The organism is Gleimia hominis (genome assembly GCF_032085515.1).
Lineage (GTDB): Bacteria > Actinomycetota > Actinomycetes > Actinomycetales > Actinomycetaceae > Gleimia > Gleimia hominis.
The window spans coordinates 12679-33333 of the sequence record NZ_JASXSX010000004.1; the positions used below are offsets into that span (position 1 = coordinate 12679).

Genomic DNA, 20655 nt, shown 5'->3' on the forward strand with positions numbered 1-20655 from the left:
GGCGGGCTTAGGCTACGAAATGAATGGGTTCCAGAACCGCCCGTGGTTCACGAACCACAGGGCGATCGTGCCGGCCAGCAGCAGCGCGGAGAAGCCGATTAGCAGCCAATCAGGGAGCCGCAGTTGCCGCCGGGCATACCAGGTGCGGCGCTTTTCGCGGCCGAATCCGCGCAGTTCCATCGCGGACGCAACGGATTCAATGCGGTCTAAGGAACTGAGTAGTAATGGCATGAGGATGGACACGAGGTTGCGCACGCGCTCCCTCAAAGGCGCATCAGAAGACGTGTCCATCCCCCGGGCCTGCTGTGCTTTAGAAATGGTGTTGAAATCTCTTTGCACGTCGGGAATGTAGCGCATCGATAAGGACACGGCGTATGCAAACCGGTACGGCACGCCAACGGAGTTCAAGGACGACGCGAACTCGGGTGGGCGGGTAGTGGTGATGAACAGCAGCACGCTGGGCAGCACCGCGAAATACTTCAGGGCGACCGCTGCTTCGTAAAAGATCTGTTCCCACGTGAGTGACCACCGTCCCGGCCCATCCCAAATCGCGTGGCGAGTGCCGAACAGTTCCACCCCGTACTCGGGGGCGAACACGTAGATCAGCACGATGTTCAGCAGCATGAACCCAGTGATAATACCAAGCACCAGCTTCAGGTCCGCTAGTTTTATGCGCGACAGCGCCCACGCCACCAGGTTGATAGCGGCGAGGAACCCGAGCAGGCGAACGTCGAACGTGATCATCGCAGCCACCACCAGGGCCGCAACGAAAATTAGTTTGGAGGTCCCGGCCAACCGGTGCAGCAGCCCCGGCCGGTTCACGTATCCCAGGATTGGTGTGCTCACGCGCGGATCCCCCGTTTCTGCCGGTCCACTTCTATGAAACGCCGCACCAGTTGCGATGGGTCCGCAACCGCGCAGGTTTTCGCTAGTTCGTAAAGGCCCGTAGTCACCAGGTCCGCTCGCTTAGTAATGGTTTCGTCGGTTAATACTTTTGAGGGGTGGTCGTCAGCAATGATCGCACCGTCACTCACCACGAGTACCCGGTCGGTGTACTCCACTGCAAGGTGCATGTCGTGAGTAATGAGGATAACCGTGGTTCCCTGCTGGTTCACGCGAGCGAGGAAATCCATGAACTCGGTGTAGTGCGCGAAGTCTTGCCCAGCGGTGGGTTCGTCAAGGATCAGTACGGAGGGTTCCATCGCGAGGATCGCGGCGATGGTGACGCGTTTTTTCTGCCCGTGGCTCAGCGCCGAGATTGGCCAGGACCGGTACGGCCACAAACCACAGGTTTTGAGGGCGTTTTCAACTCGCCGGTGCGCGTCACTACCGGTGATCCCTCGGGCTTTTAATCCCAGTTGCACTTCGTCGCGAATCATGGGGCAAGACAGCATCTGTCCGGGTTCTTGCAAGACGAAGCCCACGTGTTGCCCGCGTTTTGTAAGCGACCAGTTGGACGCGTCCTCACCATTAATCGAAACGGTGCCCCCGGCAAGGGGAATGAACCCGCACACGACTCGGGCGAGCGTGGACTTGCCCGCCCCGTTTGAACCCACGATCCCCACCATCGCCCCGTGGGGAATGTCGACGGAAACGTCTTCCAAAGCTACTACGTCAGCCTGTTCCCCACTGCGTTCGTAGGTGGCGTGCACGTGTTGTAAGCGCAGCGCCGGCGTTTGTGCAGCAACAGTTTCGCCGCGGGTCTCGTTGCCGTCACTCACCCATTCGCGCACCGCTTGTTTTTGCGTTTCAGTGAGGTTCATGCGGCGCACGTTCGCGGGGTGGGCAGCGGCGTCCACGTCCACCCCCGCGTACCGCAGCGCAGTCACGTGCAAGGGCGGGCGAATCCCATGTTCTTCGAGCAACCCCGATGCCACCAGTTGGTCGGGCGTAGTGTCCGCCACGATCTGCCCGTTGTCCATGAGGATCAGCCGGTCCACATCGCGGTGCAGCACGTCTTCAATGCGGTGCTCCACAATAACTATGGTGCGCCCACCTTGGTTGTGCAGGCGGTCGATCAGTTCAATGGTTTGCCGCCCAGACGCTGGGTCTAGCATCGCGAGTGGTTCGTCGAACAGGAGGATGTCCACGTCATCCACAAGCACACCGGCCATGGCGACGCGTTGTTTTTGCCCACCAGATAGGTCCTGAGGGGACGCGTCCAGGTAGGGTTCCATGTCCACTGTCCGCGCGGCGTGCTGTACGCGCGGGAGCATGTCCGCGTGGGCTACCGCTTGGTTCTCCAGTGAGAACGCGATATATTCCGCTACTGTCAGGGACACGAACTGGTTTGAGCTGTCTTGCAGTACGGTCCCCACGTGGGTTGCTACCTGCACCAGACTTGCCCGGTTCGGGTCCATGCCCGCCACTTGGATCTGGCCAGTGTGTTTACCTTTGTAGTGGTGTGGGATTAGCCCGTTGAGGGCGTGTAGCAGTGTGGATTTACCGCATCCAGATGGCCCGACGATCGCGATTTTTTCGCCCGCGTTAACCCGTAGGTTTATGTCCTTGAGGGTAGGTTTTGACTGTTCGCGGTAGGTGAATGAGTAGTTTTCGAGCTCGATTATTGGTTCGTGTGCTCGCTTGGTCGCCATTTATTCCTCTAGCTCGTTAACTTTCGCGCAGCCCCGTGGTTAATCCTCTAGTTTGAGCGATCCGCTCTTGGTGCGGGTGCGGGCGTACACGATGAGGATTAGTGAACCTATCACGCAGGTGGTGATGGAGTTTGACACGAACGCGAGCGCGCCTTGGGTGAATACTTTGCTGGCTGGTTCTGAGTAGATGAGGATGTCCCCCAGTGGGGCAACCAGTATCCACGCGAGGGCGTGTGCGATCACTACCGCCACGTTGAACCGCACCAGGGTTTTCTTCCCGAGCTCTCCCTCCCGCACTTTGTTGTGCAGCATCGCGGCACCTACGATCAGGCCGAATACTACGGACGCGATCTCCCACGACGCCCAGATTCCGTAGCCGGTGGCGTCTATTAGCACGTGTCCGATAGCGCCGATTGCGAGGCCAGAAACGGGGCCGTAGAGCGTGGCGAACAGTGCCAGCACTGCGTATTGAATGTTGATGGACGTGTTGGGGATTGGGGCGGGGATTATGAGGAACCGGCCGAGTACGAAGAAGATGGCCGCTCCAATCCCGATTGCAACCACCTGGGTGATGGGCGATACCTTATTCATCGGTTTCCTTTCGAGGTTTCATCTGGGGTGTCTTATCTGGGAAATAACTCGCTGTTATTTAACGTGTGTGAGGGAAACGTGCCAGGCGCTACCGGTGTCGATATTGAATGCCCGGGCGTACGAACCGCGGTTGATAGCGGCGGCCATGCGGTCTAGGGAGTTGACGTAGATTAGTGACTCCCCTACTTCTACGGCTGCGAAGCTGGGGGCGTAGATCATTTGGTTCGAGTGCACAACCCGGCCTTGGTGCATTACGCGCAGTTGGAACCGTTCGCCGAACTCGGGGTTGATTTCGTTGAACAGGGTGCGGGGAATCGACGTCCACAAAGACCCGTAGCGCACGTCGAGCGCGTCGATGTTACCGTAAACCGTGTCGCCGTCGCGGTAGGGTTTGTCCCACGGTAACCGCACCATGTCTGCGACGTTCAACTCCCGCCCCACCTGCTCGTAGTTGATGATGCCGGCAGCTAGGCGGGCTCCGGTGTAAGCGTAGATGTCGCGCCCGTGGAACGTGTATGAGGCTTCGGAGCCTTTGCGGCGGTTGCTGTGCTCATCGATTTCGCGTAGTTGCTCTACCCCAAAGATGGCGTCCACGTGCGTGAGGGTGCCGTTGTCTGGGGTCACTACGTAGTGACCTGTTTTGGTGCGCGCCACAACGGAGAGGCGATCCGACCCCACTCCCGGGTCAACCACAGACACGAATACGCTTCCTTCGGGCCAATAATCTATTGCTTGAGCGAGCCGGTATGACCCTTCCCAAATGTCGTACGGGGGGATGTTATGCGTGAGGTCAAAGATCCGTAAATCTGGTTTAGTGTCTATAGCAACGCCGTACATCGCTGCCACAGCTCCGTCGTCTAATCCGAAATCTGATTGTAAAACTAATGAGTGCACGCCTCTAGTATTGCAACTCCAATCTGAATTTAGATTTTGCGTCATCTATTGAGACAGGCGCTGTACCTCACCCTCCGTGGTAGAGGTTAGCCCGCACCCGCACCATCGCCCCCTCCGGAATGGAATGCTCACCGCTGTAGGGCAGAGAGAATACGTGGGCGGGATGGTTGATTTCACTCACTGCGTTCCCCTCGGCATCTTGCAGGCCTGAGGACGGCACGCGCATAACCACCGGAGCTGTGCCCGGGAAAAGGATTTCAATCTCTTTACCCGGAACTAGTTTGTTCTTGGCATGCAGGTAAAGGCGTTGGGCCTGCGCGTCAAACTTGGTGACGATTCCCGCGAGCAACCACGTATTAATGTAACCTCCGCGTTTCACGTTTTCACTCGCCGGGTTGTCCGGATAGTAAAACCCCGTCGAATAGGTCCGGTGCGTCACTTTGTTGGGTTCCTGGGCGAGCCATGGGGAGAACTTAACCGGGGTCACTGGGCGCGCTCCCGTTTGTGGTTTGTGCACTTGGTCGTGAAATGGTTGCAGTTGCTCCCCACTGTCGGTTTCAAAACCGCGTTGCCGCATGTATTCGTTCACTGCGGTTTTGTATGCGTTCGTCATTGCTGCAACGTAGTAGGCGCTTTTCGCACGGCCTTCAATCTTGAGGGACGTGACCCCAGCATCCAAAATGTCATCCACGTGCTTAATGGTGTTCATGTCATTGGAGTTAAACAGGAACGTCCCCTGGTCCGTGATCTCCACGGGAATGAACTCCCCGGGTTTGCGTTCTTCCACCACGTGGTACTTGTATCGGCAAGACTGGGCGCAGTCCCCGTGGTTGGCGTCCCGCCCCGTGGTGTGCTGGGAGATCAAGCAGCGGCCAGAAAACGCCATGCACATGGAGCCGTGCACGAATGCTTCCACTTCTAAATCCGGTGGGGTGTTTGCCCGCAGTTCCCGGATCGCGTCCAAGCTCAGTTCCCGCGCCAGAACCACGCGGCTGGCACCTAGTTGCGCCAGAGCGTTCGCCGCCTGGTAGTTAGTGACTCCCGCCTGGGTGGAGATGTGAATCTGCGTGTTCGGAGCGACTTCCCGGGCCGCCATGAGCACCCCAATGTCCGTTACTATTAACGCATCCACCCCGATGTCTCCCAGCTGCCCCATGTACTCATTCATGGACGCGACTTCTGCGGAACTGGGCAGAATATTGCAGGTTACGAATACGCGCCCACCCCGCGCGTGAGCGTATTGCACGGCTTCAGCCACGTCCTCCAGCGTGAAATTCTTAGGGGCACTGCGCATGCCGAACTGCTGGCCACCGAAGTAAACGGCGTCCGCTCCGAAGTCGAACGCGGTTTTTAAAGTCGCTAAATTACCGGCCGGGGCCAGCACTTCTGGGCGGGTACGGCGGTGGATACCGGGGAATCTTTCAGTCACGAACCATAGTGTAGCGAACCGCTACGTGGACGCTCCTTTTTTTGGTAGCCGCTGCTTTTTTGGTAAGAACACGAGTTCACCGCCCGGTAGTTGCTCCACGCGGATCGGCCAACCGTATGCTTCTTCTAGTGCGCGCGCGGTAAGAACGTCTTTTGGCTCCCCGAATGCGGCAATCCGCCCGTCCTTCATGAGGGCTATTTTGGTGCAGTATGCTGCGGCGAGCTGGATGTCGTGCATCACCGCGATCACTGTGCGCCCTTCTTCTACTAGTTCGCAGCAGTTCGCCATTAGCCGCTCCTGATGCGCCACGTCCAGCGCAGCGGTGGGTTCGTCCAAAAAGATCAGGTTGGCTCGCTGCGCGAGCACGCGGGCGAACGTGACGCGTGCGGTTTCCCCACCCGACAGTTGCGTCACTTCCCGGTCTTTGAGGTGTTCCACGCCCGCCGTTCTAAGCGCGTCTTGCACTACCACCCGCACCTCTTCTTTGGTTACACCCCACGGCGTGCACCCCATCTGCACGATGTCCTGCACTAGAAACGCGAATGGGAACGCGCTGGTTTGCGGCATCACAGCCCGGGTGCGCGCCAGTTCTTTCGGAGCATAGTCACTCACTTCCCGGCCCCGTAGCAGCACCCGCCCACGTTGCAGCGGCAAGTCCCCGCACAGGGTTTTCAGCAGCGTCGTTTTTCCCGTCCCGTTGGGGCCGAGCAACCCGATGAGTTCACCCTCATGCGCATAAAAATCCACGCTATCTAATACTTGGTTAGATCCGTACGAAAACGACACGTTGTTCGCTTCCACGATTTTTTTGTTACCAACCATTTCCATTTCTACCGGACTTCCCACGTTGCCAACCGTTTCCACTTCTACAGGCCTTCCCACGTTGCCAACCGTTTTCATTGCTACAGGCCTTTCACCTTGAGGTTCGTGCGCAGGAGGATGAAGAACGTGGGGCCACCTACGAGGGCGGTGAAAACCCCGATGGGAAGGTCCGCGAATGAGATGAGGTTGCGGGCCGCCAGGTCGGACAGGGAAATGAGGAGCGCCCCACCGAGGATCGATGCGGGCAGGAGCACGCGGTTTATTGGCCCCAGCACTAACCGCAGTACGTGCGGCACAACGAGCCCAACGAAACTAACTACCCCCACGTATGCAACTGCCGCTGCGGTGAGCAATGCGGTAACGATAATTGCTTGCAGACGCAAGGACCTCACGTTGGTGCCCACGTGGCCGGCAGCTGCTTCTCCGAGCGCGAGTGAGTCCAGTGGGTGCGCTAAAAACACGGCCCAAATAATCCCAATGGTACCGGCAACTGCTACGGTTCCCACCTGAGTCCACGACGCCCCGTTGAGGGACCCCATTTGCCAGAACACGATTTGGTCGCGCGTAGTAGTGGGAGCGATGAAAGTGGCGATCGCGGTTAGGGCACCGCACACGGCGGTGACGGCGATACCCGTTAGGACCAGGGTGATCACGCGCGTGCCCCCACTACCGCGGGAAAGCGTGTAGACGAAGAAGGAGGCCAGTAGGCCGGTGAGGAACGCGGCGATCGGAACTGAATACCCGCCCACCGCGGTGGGGGCAAATACGATCGCCACGGCGGCCCCCACTGACGCACCGGAGGACACGCCCACCACACCCGGTTCAGCCAGGGGGTTTGAGAACAGCGCTTGCATCACGGTGCCTGCTACCGCGAGTGCCGCTCCGACGATTACTCCTAGAGCAACGCGGGGGAACCGGATGCTCCACAGAGTGGATTCCACCACCGGGTCCAGGGGAACTTGGGTGATTCCGAACGCGTTCGTGATGGCATGGAGCACTTCTTTAATTGGCACTGGATACTGCCCTATCGCCACGTTCAGCAACGTGGTTACCAGCAGGGCAGCGACCAGCACGATGAAGGTGATTAAGCGTCGTCTAGTTCGGCGCGCAACTTGGTCCATGCGGCTTATTTGACCCCGTAGATTGCTTTCGCGATGTTCAGCAGCACTTCCCCAGATTGGGGTCCGTACGAAAGGGCGATGCCATCTGGGATGGCAACAACGCGCTGGTTTTTACCCGCAGTCGTTTGGGCAACGCCGGGGCGGGCCATGAAGCTGTCCATCCCTCCGGCTGATTCGATGCCGCCAGTCATCGCGAAGATCACTTCTGGGTTGAGTTTAGCGAGCGATTCCGCGTTGGCTGGCACCAGGTCGCGGATATCGTTTTCCCCAGCTAGATCCCGCACCCCAAGGGACTTGAGAAGGCTGGAGGACATGGATCCGAGTATGAAGAAGATACCTTGTTTGCCCCGCACGTACAGGAACGCGCCCCCTAGGGGCTTTTCTGGTGCCCAGGTTTTGATTTTCTCTTCTGCCGCTTTGATCTCCTCGTCCGTGCGTTTAGCGAGGGCGTCACCGGCTTCATCTACGCCAAGTGCTTGCGCCACGTGTTTGGTGAGTTCACCGGTTTTTTCAAAACTGCGTTCACCGTCCATGAGCACCACGGATACCCCGTTTGTGGCACGCAACTGTTCGATCGCTTCGGGCGGACCTATGGAGTGGTCCACGAGAATGAGAGTGGGTTTGAGCGCGAGGATTGCTTCGACGTTTAGTTGGTGTCCGTTTTCGGTTACCGTAGGCAAGTCTTTAAGTTGTTCTTCGGTGGAACTAACGGTTTTCCCAACGATGTTCTTGCCGTACCCGAGGGCGATGACTGTGCGCGACAGGGTGCCGTAAAGATCTAGCGCGAGGATGCGGCTAGTGTCGTTGACAGTCACTTCTTTACCTTCGAAGTCCGTGATTGTCGCCGGTAGTTTTTGTTCGTATTTGCCATCTATGACCTCGGGGTCTTTCAGTTCCGGTACGGTCGTGAGGCCTTTGATGGCACGAGGGTCCGGGAGGTCCGGTGTTTTTTGAGAGGCGCTTGCCGACTGCGTGGGGGCGGTTTTTTCTGGCTTAGTTTCCGCGCTCCCGCACGCGGTGAGGATGAGGAGTGCGAATGCGAGCACGGCGGCGATCAGGCTGATGGTGCGAATCTGACTCTTCGTTTTTAGCATGAGGTGTCCAATCTGCGGGGCGGAGGTTTCCCTCCGCCCCCTTCGGTGTCGCCAGCCAGTTCCAAGTGGTCGGTGGTTAGTGCGGAATCTGGCTGGCGTTCCGGTTCTTGTGGTACCTAGCCGTCACCTGCAGTTTTGGTGAGCAGGTTCGTCTAGGCGATCTGGTTAGGCGCGGCGGTGGCGTAGCACTAGTGCACCGGCGCCTACTACCGCTAGGAGGACACTCGCGTACACGAGGCTGATGTTGTCCGCACCGGTTGAAGCCAATCCACCTGCCTGCTGGCCATCAGCCACCTTGTTGCCATACGCGTCGTATTGAATGAGCTCCCCAGTATTTGGGTCACACGCCGAAGCGGGGGTGGTCGATACGCTCAGTGAGAAGTTATCCATCTTCTCTCCCACTTCGTAGAACCCAGCGAATCCAGCTGCTCCCTTGGCCGTCAGATTCACTGAGGAAGCCGACACGCTCAGCTGATTCCCACTAGCGGTAACGTTCGACAGCGCTACGTTCGCGAAGTGGATCCGCCCGTAGTTCACAACTTTGCCATCAATTCCCGCTGAACTGATGTTGAGGTAGATAGCGCCGCTGTTGCCGTTAATCTGTACCGATGGGTTAGAAATCTTGGTGTTCAAGATACCTTTGTGGCCCGTAAAATGAACGGTACCTTTGAAGTGGAGCGTACCTTGCTTTTTGGCTTTGTCGTACAGGCCGCCGCCCGTTTGGAATCCGAATGCGGAACCCGACCAGGTGGCCCCATTGCTTAGGTCCCAACCACCTTTAGCGATTGATCCGCGGATGTAAGACGTGAACGAGGAACGGAGCGGCCAGCTCATTGATCCGGCCGTGACCCGCACGCGATTCCCATCAACCTTGCATTCTTTCTTTGTAGATGCTTTGGACTTGTTTTGTTTTGCCGGTTTCTTATTCGGCGTGGCAGGAGCCGGCTTGTGCTGCTTAGGCTTCTCAGTAGTATTGTTTCCAGGCTTCTCAGTGGTATTGTTTCCGGGTTTCTCTTCGGAGTTGTTGTTTGCCCCTGGTTCCTCAGTTGGTTTTGATTCCTCTGGATCGTCATTCTCGGGATCGTTTGCACCCGGATTCTCGGGTTCCGGCTTTTCTTCAGCTGCTTTGCTTTGCTGCAGGGTTACTTCGATTCCCGACATGTCTTTACCTGCGTCGTAGAACCCACCGAAAGCTGCCACCCCGGATTCTAGGAGCGTTCCGCTTTTGGCTTTGAATGTAATTTGGTCGCCTTCAGTTTCAACGTTAATTTGAGGGATGCTTGCGATGTCTACGCGTTTGTAATCGACCAGTTCCCCTTTGGTGGTCGTATCTACGTACTTGCGGGATTTAACCTCGGCGGAAATCACGCCGCTTTGCGTGCCACCAGCTGCTTTATCGCCGCCAGTTAGTTTAATGGTGGGGTTCGCGATGGTCATTTCTAGGATCCCACCGTGCCCCGTCATCTGGACTGTGCCGTGGAATCTAATTTCTCCGCCTGGTTTGTTGGGATCTAGTTGCTGACCCGTTTCAGTTTTGAAGTTAAAGCTTTGGACTTTGCCGTTACCATCTTTGATTGTGGAGGCGCCATCAGAAACCTCAATTTTACCGTGGGCAATGGGGCCCTGAATGTAGCCCAGAAAACTGTCGCGCACAGCCCAGTTAAGATCCCCCGTTACCATCTTTTTGTCTGAGGCCGCACGCTCGTTTTGCGCACTGCTTGTCGCTACAACTGCTCCACCATTAGATGCAGCTGTGTCCACCGCATATGCGGGCAACACTCCCATGCTGGTCACAAGGGCTGCTAACGCGATAATGGAAGAGCTTTTCCGCGTTAAACTCCGTCTGGTTGACACGTTTACTGTTTCCTTTCAGTTATTCAAATGCCTAAGTGCACGAAAGTCCGTTCAAGACGTGCCTACATAAGCGAGTTACCTGAATAAATGCATGGATTCTACGAATAAAACCCATTCCACATATTCAGGTAAGCCTTGCCTAATTTAACATAAGAATAGCTGTTGTGTAACCCCCGACGTACCGTACATGTATTGGCCGCAAAGATCCGGTGGTGCCTGACATATTCTGACCGCATGCCGCGCGCTTAGAGGTATTAACGACGATGTGGTGTTGATTTAGCACGAGTTAAGGTTGCAAAGAAATTAATGGCGGCTTACCAGTTAGCATCGAAGGTTGACAAGAGAGTGCTTCTCGATTCTGCTGCGACCTATGTCAACCCGCTCCCGTTGGTGTGCCTCCACGTTTTCTTTAAGTTGGTGTGCCCCCTGTCTTCTTTAATTTGATGAAAATGGGAGGTTTTGAGCCCGCTGAGAAAGGTTCGACCAAAAGCCAAGGATCTTGTGGTCCGCCTTGCCAAAGACCGGATTATTCCTGAGGGTGGGCGGTGCAGACTGAGTGCTAAGTCGACAGCACCGAAGCTGGGGCGTGGCATACGGGTCGCCAGTGGATCCAGGCGCTCAACCAAGCTACTTAACTTTAAACCAGGGTGAATAAGATCTTGCACTCACGATTAATGCTCTTCTTCTCGCACAGAAAAAGTGCAGGATACGCAGGCAATCAAACCAACTGAAGATTCCTGTTGTATTACCTGGTGTGCGGAGTTGCGGCGTTTAGGTGACTAAGAAGAATAATCATTTATACGCAGCAGTAAGTAGGGTACTACGACACTGATCTCACGTTAGCTGGATTTAGTTCGGTGGGATCGTCTGCTTCTGAACGCCCACACCTAAGAAATATGGTTGTGGAGCTAGGGGGATTCGAACCCCCGACCTTCTCATTGCGAACGAGACGCGCTACCAACTGCGCCATAGCCCCTTAGAGCATAAATAATCTTACACTCTCACCACGTCAAAAGCACATTCGCTCAGTGTGTTCTCCCGCACGCTCAAGAATGCTTCTGACGTGGCGCAAGATCACTGGGCACGACGCTGCTGCAAAACCTCTTCAAGGTCAAACGCAACTGGAGCGTTCTGCGCAGCCTCATCAGACGACACCGCATCCGTACCCATCGGTGTTGCCGCAACCGGCCGGGCAGGCACCTTCGCTACAACCTGGTCGCCCTCAGACACGACATCAATCTCCCACTGCCTACGCGGCGCCTTCGGAGCCTTCTGGTACAGCGGTGCCGGCACCGGACGGGGAATCCACCCGCCGGGAAGCGTCCCCTTAGATTCAGCACCCTCCTCAGGGGAATCATCAAGATTCGTATGCTCACCATCAGTATCACCATTGGAGCCCACAGGAGTTTGCGAATCGCCCGCAGCATCCGAATCAGCTGACGAACCATCGGCTTCCGGCACGTCGCTAGAACGCTCATAAGATTTAGAGGCATGTTTGTCAATCCGCGTGCGCAAGGATTCCCACCGACCTTGCTCGCGTTCAATGTTAGACCGCAAACGCTCCAACACAGCATCCTCGTCAGCAGCGGCAGATGCGGACCGTCGGTATGCCAAACGCCCCTCAACAACCACGCCAATCAACGCCACGGTTGGAACAACCACCCACGCGGGTGAAAACGATCCGAACACCGCAGCTACCACAAACGCAACCAGGAGCATCAAAGAAAAGCCCGCCGCGAAAAGACGCCGCTGCCCAGCCGCGTTCTCACGTGCAATCCGCGCCGCACGCGCGGACCGCAACCGCGCCAACTGCCGCGACGTGGCAGGAACCTCACGAGACGTATCACTCAGCCTGCTCATAACACCGACTTCCCTACTCTGCACCCCGAAACCATCACGCTCCCGACCAGCCCGAGGCCACTGGCCGCCCGGGGATGACGCCAACAACCGTGGTTGCTCACGGCGCACCTCCCCGCACACTTGCATTCGGCGAACATTCCAGTCCAACACCGTTAACCCCGAAGAGAAACGCGATTCAACCGGTAGATTCACCTTGTATTCACGAGCACGAATCAAGTTAGGCATTGCGTAACCGCCCAGCAGTAGTGCAAACACCACCACCAGCCACCCAACAAAACTCACTCCCCTATAATTACATGCTTGTGATTCGTTTTTTAGTGCCCCCTCGGCGTGTCCTCTAGACGCTCGGGCGCGAGCCATACAGCGCCGCCACCAAACCACCCTCAGGCAAGGTCTGCTCATCAATCGCAAAAGAAGCATGATCACGCCACCGGCCAGCAATACACATGTAGCGCTCACGCACCCCCTCATACCGCAAACCCAAACGACGCACAAGACCAATTGAAGGTCCGTTCTCGGGGCGAATATTAATCTCCACCCGGTGAACCCCAAGCTCACCAATCAGCAAATCAATACACGCGGCCACAACAAACGTGCCAATCCCCTGCCCCGCGTACTTCTCTGCCAACCAATACCCCAGCGAAGTGGAGCACAACGCGCCCCGCACCATGTCGGACGCCGTTACTAAACCCGCAACTTCCCCATCTACCTCCACCATCATCGGCAGCGTAGTGCCCTCACGGACCTCCCGATCACACCGCTCCTGATACTGCGCAAGCGTGGGCAACTGCTCAGTAGATTTTGGTGGCAAACTCGCCTCCCACGGCGACAAAAAACGCCGGTTTTGGGCACGCACATCCTCCAACCGCCGATGATCATCACCCAGCGCAGGACGCAAAACTATCGTTCCCACCCCCACCGGGCCCTTAACGTACCCGCGGCCCACCGGGTCCTCAAACACCAACAGGCACTGGTTGTACGGCACTCCCCACACGCGTGCCGACCCGTGCGAAAACCAGTGCAATAAACCGCGCATACTCAATCCAAAATCATGCACGCCAACGTGTCGCCCGGCTGCACATCAGTCACATCCTCCGGCACAACCGCGAGCGCATTAGAATTCGCCAACGCCGACAGCAGCAGGGCCGTCGGCGTGCCCTGCACCGTTGCCCTGTACCCGCCGCGGGGTTCGCCCGACAGGCGGACCCGCACAAACTCGCGCCGCCCTTTAGGGGAATACCAGCCACTATCCACCCGCGCGTGCACAGTGGGGCGATTCAGCTGACTCCACCCCTGCATCGCCCGAACCGCGGGGCGGACATACACCTCAAACCCCACCTGTGCCGAAACCGGGTCGCCCGGCAAGCAGAAAATCGGGGTGCCATCCCCCACCTTGCCCACGCCGAGTACGTGACCGGGCCACGCCGCCACGGAATCGAACCGGACGGTGCCGAGCAACCCCAGTACCTCCCGGACCGTGTCCCCGGACCCGTACGAAATCCCCCCGGTCGTCACAATCAGGTCCGCACGCACCAACTGGTCTTCGATTGTTTGCCGCAGCGTAGCGCGCTCATCGGGTACCGCTGCCACCCGGAACGTTTGCGCGCCCGCGTCCGCAACCGCTGTGGCGAGCGCGTGTCCGTTCGCGTCAAACACAGAACCGGGGCGCGCCGGCTGGCCGGGTTCCACGATTTCGTCGCCAATAGAAATGATCACTACGCGCGGCCTGGGGTGCACCAGCACCCGGTTGCGCCCAACCCCTGCGATCAGCGCGATTTGCCGCGATGACACGCGCGTGCCCCGTTTGATCACCACGTCCCCGGCCCGCACATCTTGCGCGCGGGGGCGGATATTCTCCGCTTCCACTACTTCGCGCGTCACCTGTACCTTCGCTTCCCCAAGGTCCGTGTGTTCCAAGGCCACAACCGCGTTCGCTCCAGTTGGAATCGGGGCGCCTGAGGCGATGCGCACCGCCCCGTTTTTAATGGTCGCCATCGGGTCCACATCACCTGCGTGCAGTTCCGCGGTGACGTTCAGTTCGATGGGGTTGTCTGCACTTGCTCCTTCGAGGTCCCCGGTGCGCACCGCGTAACCGTCACACCCCGCCAGGTCCGCTACGGGGAGGTCGAAGGGCGCTTGCACGTCTTCTGCGAGGACGCATCCGATCGCGTCCGCTAAAAGCACTTCCAGAGGTGGTTGCGGCCCCACCGCTTCTTGACAATCGCGGTAAAACCCGGCAACGGTGCGCATCTATAGCTCCAGTTCCTCTTCTGTTCCCTACCTATGGTGCAACTTTGCTGGGTAACCGCGTGTAGCTGCCCTGCAAATCTAGTTGCTGTGGTTTCACCTGTGGGCAGCGTGGATTCTTTAGTGCTGCGCGCAGTGAAACTAACGCTTCAAGTACGTTAGTTTACCATTGTGTGCGCGCCGGTTCGCAGTTCATCCACATGGGATAATGAGGTCATGGAACCCACTAAGCGCGCGTGGCGAAACCAGATGCGGGGCCTGCACGCAGCGCACCTAGGCGAGCAGCGCGACGTGTCGAAGATGCTGCTCGACTGCCTGGATCACTGCGCTGAGCGTCTTCGCCAGTTAGTTATTTTTCGCCCCCTAAAGCACGAAGCCACTTTTTTTAGTGCGCTTGAGGCCTGGCACACCGCACACGTGAGCCTTTACGAACCCGTGGTTTGGCAGGCGGAAGGGCGGAAAATTGCGGAACTTCCGGTGGGTTTTAAACCCGTTGGTGCCTCACTTGAACACGCGGGTACCGAGTTGCACGTTAAGCCGAACGCGTCGGCCGAAGGTCTGGGCGGTGCCCCGCGAGTGGACGCCGTGTTGCTGCCCGCTCTGGCGGTTGACCGGACCGGCACCCGCTTGGGGCAAGGCGGTGGCTGGTACGACCGCGCCCTGCCAGGGCTGATCAGTCAAAACCCCGAGGTACCTTTAATTGGGTGCGTCCCCTCTTACGCGCTCCTGCCCGCACACACGCTTCCACGGGAGGCTCATGATATTGCCCTCACGCACTTCGTGACCCCATTCGAGTGGGGTGCAGTAAAAGACAACTAGCGGGGTTTAGATACAGCCCCGCAGGCACATGGCCGCCCAGCCGCGCCGCCCCGCAGGCACATGGCCGCCCAGCCGCGCAGCCCCGCGGGAGCTCATGGCGGCAGGTAAACTGGCACACGGACGAATGTTAGTTCCGAGAATGATGGATGCGCTGGAGGTTAAGTTGTTTAAAGGTTTCAAAGAGTTCATTTCCCGTGGGAACGCAATCGACCTGGCGGTCGGCGTGGTTATCGGCGCAGCGTTCTCCGCGATTGTGAACGCATTGGTGGAGAAGTTCATTAACCCTCTCATCGGTGGATTAATTGGTAAACCGAACTTCGATAACTTCTTGGAGTTCCACATCGGTGACGCCGTCGTCCTGCCGGGCGCGATTTTGACAGCGCTCGTGAACTTCCTGATAATCGCGTTTGCCCTCTACATGTTCATTGTGCTGCCTATGAACAAGTGGAACGAGCACGCGAAAGCCCGCAAAGATGCGCAAGAAGATGCTGCGGAAGAAACCCCGGATGCGGACATTGCTTTGCTAACCGAAATCCGGGACCTGCTGAAAGAAAACGCGGTCCACGCAAACCAGACGCACCCGCGGGCCCGAGGAAAACACAGCGCCGAACCGGTGGTTGACGCGCGCACCCGCGACTAGTGCACCTGCCAGTGGGGTGGGACGTCCGCGAGAATCTGCTTATCTCGCGGCGTTAACCTCGCCTCGCGCTGCACCTCATGGGATACGCGGGTGGGCCGAATCTGTTCCCAAGATGGGGCGCGCCCCTGCGCAAGTGCCTGCTCATCTACTTTAGATAGCTGCACGGCGCGGCGGCGTTTCTTACCGCTTTTAGTCATCTGAATCCCCTGCAGAATCTGCGCTCGGGTCCGTTCCCTGCAGCTCGTCGTTATCCACGGCCTCATCCAACGCGTCTTCTGACTGCGCGCTGAGCCACTCTGAATCCGAAAGCGCCTCAAACTCCAACATGGGTTCCTCCGGCGGTTCCACAGGTGTTTGCGCTTCAGAAGAACCTTCCGAAGTTTCGGCTGCTTCCTCAGCCCGCGTGTCTTCGGGCGCCGGCGAGGTCGACTCGGATGCTGGCACCTGAGAATTCGCTTCGAATGCTGGCACCTGGGGGGTCGACTCGGATGCTGGCACCTGCGGGCTCAGTTCAGATTCAACTGACTGCGCGTTGTCCACTGGTTCGCTCGCGTGCCCCTGTTCCAAATCACCTTTATTACCACCGGGGTTCGTGCGCATAACCACGTTCGTGAGCACCGCAGTGATTGGCGCGCCCCGCCGCGTAAGGCCAATTGCGGAGGTGAGTTCCTCCACCATTTGCGCGGTTGTGCGCCGCTTACCATCGGAACGCACCCAACGGGCCACGTCATCTAACTGATCGTCACTGTAAGCCGCTAACGGTAATCCGCGCGCCACTTTCAGTTCTTGCTCCCGACCCCGGTTCGGTGCTTCCCACACGTGTTCCCCACCGTGGATCTGCGCATCCGCCTTCATGCGCACGCGCCGCATGGCAGCCGTTTCCATGCCCGGTTCCACCAGTTCCTCATCGTCATCATCAACCACAATGGGTTCCGGCACCTGCGAATACGCGTCTGACTCGGCGTTCGAACCCGGCGCGTCCGCCGCCGCATCCGCATCAGTGCCCACGCGGCGTTCCAGCGCGTCCATCACCATGTTCAAAATCGTGTCCGCTTCTTTTTGAGGGTCAATGAACACCACCATCGCTAACTCGGTGCGCACAGACCAGCCGTACTCCTCAAGCAGTGCGGGCCAGAACCGGTCGCGGCGGCGCAGCGAAGGCTCGTTCACATAATGCGCGTCGTCGGTCAGTACCGCCACCAGCAACTCACCGGGTAACTTCGGGTGGCCAAGAGCAAGTGGAATCCGGAAGCTCCCCTCCACCCCAAGGTTAGGGATCACTGTGACCCCCACGTTGTACAACCGGTCAGCCAAATCAATCAGCAACTGATCGGGCGCCGCCTGCGTGGTTGGCCAATCCGTGTTCTGCACCTGACTGCCCTGCGCCATGCTTAACAGGTCCAGCAGCATGCGCGGCCCGTCACTGCCGAACCGGTCGCGGTCAAAGTCCTCCGGATGTACCGCGGACACGATGTGCAGTTTCTCCCCCGCAGCCATCAGAACGCGGGCGAGCAACTCCAGGCCCTCAGAAGAAGAAATCTGCCCAAAATTGTGCAGTACGCGCCCGTGAGGGGTTTTGGCGAACCCAACCGACAAAATCACGCGGTCGCGCCGCACTCCCGTGGCGTCTTCCGGGGTGATCACGCAAAATGGTTCCGGATTCGACTGGTCAAAGAAGTTCGCTAACGCCGGGGAAGTCTGTACGGTGTCCATAACCGCTGCACGCACCCGGTCGGCGTGCACACTAGAAAGTGTGGCGACGGCCAAAGACTCCTCTGGGTGCATTAATGCGTGCTCCACCACCAGGTCAACCACCGCATCCACTTCCTCTTTCGAAGACTCCACGGCGGTTGCGCCGGGTGCGGGCATTCCCCGCCCGTCCACGAACGTGATCGACAGGGCCGACCCGGCGCGCGGTACCGGCACCATAGCTCCCGCATTGGGCACGCTGTAGGCCCCCAGTAGTTTCGCCACATGCTCGTTCACGTGTTGCGGACGCGGATGCACTTGCGTGCGCGCCAACAGTGGTTGCAGCGCCTCAACGGATTCAGACTGCGCCCCGCCAGCCACCACAACCACCAGCTGTTTAGCCCGCGCCACAATCGGCACCAGTTCCGCTACCGGGAGTTTCTCTACCGCATCGATCACCACCAGGTCCAACGGCTCGTCCAAATCAGTGACGAGCGGCACCAGCACCGGTGTGGTAATCAAAATTGGGAACAGGTCACGCACCAGCTCTAGCTCGCGGAACTGGTCCACCGCTGGCATAGTCAGCGTTCCCGCCGCCAAGGCCTCACGCAACCGCGCATCCTGGTTCGACCAGCGCGCCATCGCCCGGCCCCGCTGCTTTTGAATGGCATCCGATGTCTCTACCGCGAGCGACTTCACCTGCGCTTCATCCAATGCTCGGAACTGCTCAATCCACTGCGTGAGTTTAGACGGGTCGAAACCGCCGAGCGAAGATTCCGCGGCGAGCATCACCCCGAGCGCAGACGCCCACCACGCCAAATCCAGTTCTTTTTCCACCATCGAGTCCGGGGCTTTGCGGGCCCTCAGGTCTTTCACGAGCGCGTCCAACCCCAAGTTGTGCAAGGTCTTGAGGGTGCGGATCCGCTCCGGCAGCGCACTCGCGCCCGCGCGGTCGCGGTTCAGGCTGTCGAGCAGCAGGGAGAGTTCGTTAATGTCCATCTGCGTTAAGTCACCGTACGCGCTGCCGAGGTAAGGGCTGAGTTTCTCCAGTTGCCCCCGCACCGTTTGCGCGTGTTCATTCATTTGGGTCAGACCCGTGGGCAGTTTTGGCCATCCCCCAGCTTCGCAGTATCGGCGCCACACGTCACGCTGTTTTTGCACTTTGCGTAGTTCTTCGTGCAGGTCTTCGACGTAGCGGCCGGGGCGCAGCAAGTCTTTGGCTTGTTTTGTGAGGCGTTTACGCAGTGAGCGTTTCATCTCTACCCCGTTTTCGCGCCGCCAGTTTCTTGAGGCCGTTGCGATCACCATGTCTGCAACTGAGGATTCGAAGATCGCGGGTTGGAACACGTCGAGGCAATCGCGGACCCCGTCTAGCATGTCCAGTTGCTCTTCCCACTGCGCAACCGTGGTGGCGGGCAGCAGACCGGTTTGCCCCGCGGCTGCGGACATGTTGACCCGCAGGTCCGGGAGGAGTTCGCGCGACAGGTACGCCACGCTATCGACTACGGGCCCCACCTGTTCTGGCGAAGAGATGATGATCCCAAACCACGGGTCCGAATCACCGTTGGTGAAGATGCGTTGGCGCGTGGCGTCAATCAACGCTTCTTTAGCGGTTTCCGCGCCCCCTTGAGCGAGTTTAGTTAGCACCTGGGCGTTGAACCGAACTTTTGTGCGTGGCCCGGGGCGGGCGCCCGTAAGGTCGGTCAGCACCTGCAGGGCGTCGTAGGCACTGATTCCCCATTGTGGAAATGGTTTATGCAGGTGGTAGGTGTGTGACGAAAGCCGGTCCCGCACCTGTTTAAGCTGCTCACGGGTGGATTCGATCGCGTTCGCATCCGCGAGCGCCACGTTGCCCGACATGATTTTCCCCAGCACAGAGGTCATGTGTTCGTCCGCTTCCGAGGTGGCGGCTAGGCGCGCGTACGCGTGGTCGAGCCCCGCTTGGTCTAGTTCGTGCATCAGCGCGGTGGAACGAGGTTGGTCGCCACTTACGTACATCACGCGTTTACCTGCCTTAGCACCCGCGGCAAGCATCGAGGCAACGACTGGGCTCGCCCCGGTTGTGGACGCGGTTTCTAGCATGAGGTTCACGCCCGCGGCAGCAGCTTCAACTTGGTCTAAGGTTTCTGGCAGCTGGTCACCCACCCCGAGTTCGTGCCAGGGGTCACGGTCGTTCGGGTTCGGTTCAGGCAGGGTGCTGGGGATCTGCGCCCGCGCGTGCGCGTCACCCGCCAGTGCCTGCACCAGCGGGGAAGCGCTGATTTGCTCCCCTTTAGTTGCTAGTTCTTGTTCGAGCGCGTAGGTGGCGGACAGGAACATGCCAACCACAAGTTCCTCGCGCATTTCAAATCCCGGGAGGCACGCGCCGAGTTGGTTGCGTAGCTGCGCCAGAGCTGGCGTGGGAGTGAAGCCGTGTTCTTGCAGCGTTAGGGCCCGGACCTGGTCGGTGTCGATGTTGCGGCCCACCGCATGCACTGCGCGCAGCACTGCTGGCGCCACTTCAATCTCCCCGTGCAACGTTAAGAGCGGATCGCCCGCCTCGTCTGCGCTCAGCAGCACGGGGTGGAGAAGCAGGGGGCTCGTTTGGGTATCTTCCGCCCCGTTCCACCGCACGGATCCGATTCCCATGTGTAGGGTCGCGCCGCCGTGAATCCGCATTGATTGGGCGATGTCCGCCCGTTGCGCGTGCACGATTCTGACTGCGTTTTCGTACGCTTCTTTTTCTCGCACGAGGGAGGACAGGCGGGTGGGGCGCAAACTGTATAGTTGCGCCATCCCTCCCGGGTGTGCGCCCGTGAGGTTCAAGTAGCTCGCGCTGTTCCTTTTTACCTGTGACTGCTGTTCTAGGCTGCGTCGCCACTGCTCTAGGTGATGGCGCATGTCAGCGTGCTTTGCCGCGCCCTCAGGCGGATTGTCCTCGACTTCCTGAGGGGGGTTCGAAACAGGTTTTGAACGCGACGAAAAGAAAGATACCACATGGTTACACTATCGAAACGCGCCC

At 58.5% G+C, this 20655-nt stretch carries 16 protein-coding genes and 1 tRNA gene; 2 read left to right on the forward strand and 15 right to left on the reverse strand.

What is annotated here, in order from left to right; all coding sequences use genetic code 11:
- Nucleotides 1-12: 12 nt before the first annotated feature.
- The 13 genes from QS713_RS07910 to QS713_RS07970 form a co-directional block, all read right to left on the reverse strand.
- Nucleotides 13-846, reverse strand: coding sequence for an energy-coupling factor transporter transmembrane component T family protein (locus QS713_RS07910; RefSeq protein ID WP_313274237.1), 834 nt, complete (start codon nt 844-846; stop codon nt 13-15).
- Entirely contained in the window at nt 843-2594 is a 1752-nt protein-coding gene (locus QS713_RS07915) for an ABC transporter ATP-binding protein (RefSeq protein WP_313274239.1), read from the reverse strand. The genes QS713_RS07910 and QS713_RS07915 overlap by 4 nt, the downstream gene beginning before the upstream one ends.
- A gap of 39 nt (nt 2595-2633) precedes the next feature.
- Nucleotides 2634-3185: an ECF-type riboflavin transporter substrate-binding protein gene (locus QS713_RS07920; RefSeq protein ID WP_313274242.1), complete on the reverse strand. Its 552-nt coding sequence runs from the start codon at nt 3183-3185 to the stop codon at nt 2634-2636.
- Between the two features lie 54 nt (nt 3186-3239).
- The gene (locus QS713_RS07925; RefSeq protein WP_313274244.1) at nt 3240-4079 is read right to left on the reverse strand and encodes an SAM hydrolase/SAM-dependent halogenase family protein; all 840 of its coding nucleotides are present in this window, start codon (nt 4077-4079) and stop codon (nt 3240-3242) included.
- 67 nt (nt 4080-4146) lie between these two features.
- Nucleotides 4147-5508: a peptidase U32 family protein gene (locus QS713_RS07930; RefSeq protein ID WP_313274247.1), complete on the reverse strand. Its 1362-nt coding sequence runs from the start codon at nt 5506-5508 to the stop codon at nt 4147-4149.
- A gap of 21 nt (nt 5509-5529) precedes the next feature.
- The gene (locus tag QS713_RS07935; protein WP_313274249.1) at nt 5530-6408 is read right to left on the reverse strand and encodes a heme ABC transporter ATP-binding protein; all 879 of its coding nucleotides are present in this window, start codon (nt 6406-6408) and stop codon (nt 5530-5532) included.
- A 2-nt stretch (nt 6409-6410) separates the two neighbouring features.
- Nucleotides 6411-7451 carry a FecCD family ABC transporter permease gene (locus QS713_RS07940; protein WP_313274252.1) on the reverse strand — a complete coding sequence of 347 codons (1041 nt, stop codon included), beginning with the start codon at nt 7449-7451 and terminating at the stop codon, nt 6411-6413.
- A gap of 5 nt (nt 7452-7456) precedes the next feature.
- Nucleotides 7457-8545 (reverse strand): heme/hemin ABC transporter substrate-binding protein, encoded by a 1089-nt coding sequence (locus QS713_RS07945; RefSeq protein ID WP_313274255.1) that lies wholly within the window; start codon nt 8543-8545, stop codon nt 7457-7459.
- Between the two features lie 165 nt (nt 8546-8710).
- Nucleotides 8711-10330 (reverse strand): HtaA domain-containing protein, encoded by a 1620-nt coding sequence (locus tag QS713_RS07950; RefSeq protein ID WP_313274388.1) that lies wholly within the window; start codon nt 10328-10330, stop codon nt 8711-8713.
- Nucleotides 10331-11302: 972 nt separating this feature from the next.
- Nucleotides 11303-11375: transfer RNA gene (locus QS713_RS07955), tRNA-Ala, on the reverse strand.
- A gap of 98 nt (nt 11376-11473) precedes the next feature.
- Complete coding sequence (locus QS713_RS07960; protein WP_313274257.1) at nt 11474-12541, reverse strand: hypothetical protein; 1068 nt, start codon at nt 12539-12541, stop codon at nt 11474-11476.
- Nucleotides 12542-12596: 55 nt separating this feature from the next.
- Complete coding sequence (locus QS713_RS07965) at nt 12597-13283, reverse strand: GNAT family N-acetyltransferase (RefSeq protein WP_313274259.1); 687 nt, start codon at nt 13281-13283, stop codon at nt 12597-12599.
- Nucleotides 13284-13297: 14 nt separating this feature from the next.
- On the reverse strand, nt 13298-14509 hold the full coding sequence (locus QS713_RS07970) for a molybdopterin molybdotransferase MoeA (RefSeq protein WP_102216645.1): 1212 nt from the start codon (nt 14507-14509) through the stop codon (nt 13298-13300).
- Between the two features lie 213 nt (nt 14510-14722).
- Between QS713_RS07970 and QS713_RS07975 the strand changes: the two genes are divergently transcribed.
- Nucleotides 14723-15325, forward strand: a complete 603-nt coding sequence (locus QS713_RS07975; RefSeq protein ID WP_313274263.1) for a 5-formyltetrahydrofolate cyclo-ligase — start codon at nt 14723-14725, stop codon at nt 15323-15325.
- A gap of 94 nt (nt 15326-15419) precedes the next feature.
- Entirely contained in the window at nt 15420-15965 is a 546-nt protein-coding gene (gene mscL, locus QS713_RS07980) for a large conductance mechanosensitive channel protein MscL (RefSeq protein WP_313274265.1), read from the forward strand.
- Here the strand turns inward: mscL and QS713_RS07985 are convergent.
- Nucleotides 15962-16162: a hypothetical protein gene (locus tag QS713_RS07985; RefSeq protein WP_313274266.1), complete on the reverse strand. Its 201-nt coding sequence runs from the start codon at nt 16160-16162 to the stop codon at nt 15962-15964. The genes mscL and QS713_RS07985 overlap by 4 nt on opposite strands.
- Nucleotides 16155-20630: a prevent-host-death family protein gene (locus QS713_RS07990; protein WP_313274268.1), complete on the reverse strand. Its 4476-nt coding sequence runs from the start codon at nt 20628-20630 to the stop codon at nt 16155-16157. Before QS713_RS07990 ends, QS713_RS07985 begins: the two co-directional genes overlap by 8 nt.
- Nucleotides 20631-20655 lie beyond the last annotated feature (25 nt).

Excerpts from the sequence above, each read along its gene's own strand:
- QS713_RS07915 (WP_313274239.1), bottom strand. The coding sequence starts at position 2,594 with ATGGCGACCAAGCGAGCACACGAACCAATAATCGAGCTCGAAAACTAC.
- QS713_RS07920 (WP_313274242.1), bottom strand. The coding sequence starts at position 3,185 with ATGAATAAGGTATCGCCCATCACCCAGGTGGTTGCAATCGGGATTGGA.
- QS713_RS07935 (WP_313274249.1), bottom strand. The coding sequence starts at position 6,408 with ATGAAAACGGTTGGCAACGTGGGAAGGCCTGTAGAAGTGGAAACGGTT.
- QS713_RS07940 (WP_313274252.1), bottom strand. The coding sequence starts at position 7,451 with ATGGACCAAGTTGCGCGCCGAACTAGACGACGCTTAATCACCTTCATC.
- QS713_RS07945 (WP_313274255.1), bottom strand. The coding sequence starts at position 8,545 with ATGCTAAAAACGAAGAGTCAGATTCGCACCATCAGCCTGATCGCCGCC.
- QS713_RS07950 (WP_313274388.1), bottom strand. The coding sequence starts at position 10,330 with ATGGGAGTGTTGCCCGCATATGCGGTGGACACAGCTGCATCTAATGGT.
- QS713_RS07970 (WP_102216645.1), bottom strand. The coding sequence starts at position 14,509 with ATGCGCACCGTTGCCGGGTTTTACCGCGATTGTCAAGAAGCGGTGGGG.
- QS713_RS07975 (WP_313274263.1), top strand. The coding sequence starts at position 14,723 with ATGGAACCCACTAAGCGCGCGTGGCGAAACCAGATGCGGGGCCTGCAC.
- mscL (WP_313274265.1), top strand. The coding sequence starts at position 15,420 with ATGGCGGCAGGTAAACTGGCACACGGACGAATGTTAGTTCCGAGAATG.
- QS713_RS07985 (WP_313274266.1), bottom strand. The coding sequence starts at position 16,162 with ATGACTAAAAGCGGTAAGAAACGCCGCCGCGCCGTGCAGCTATCTAAA.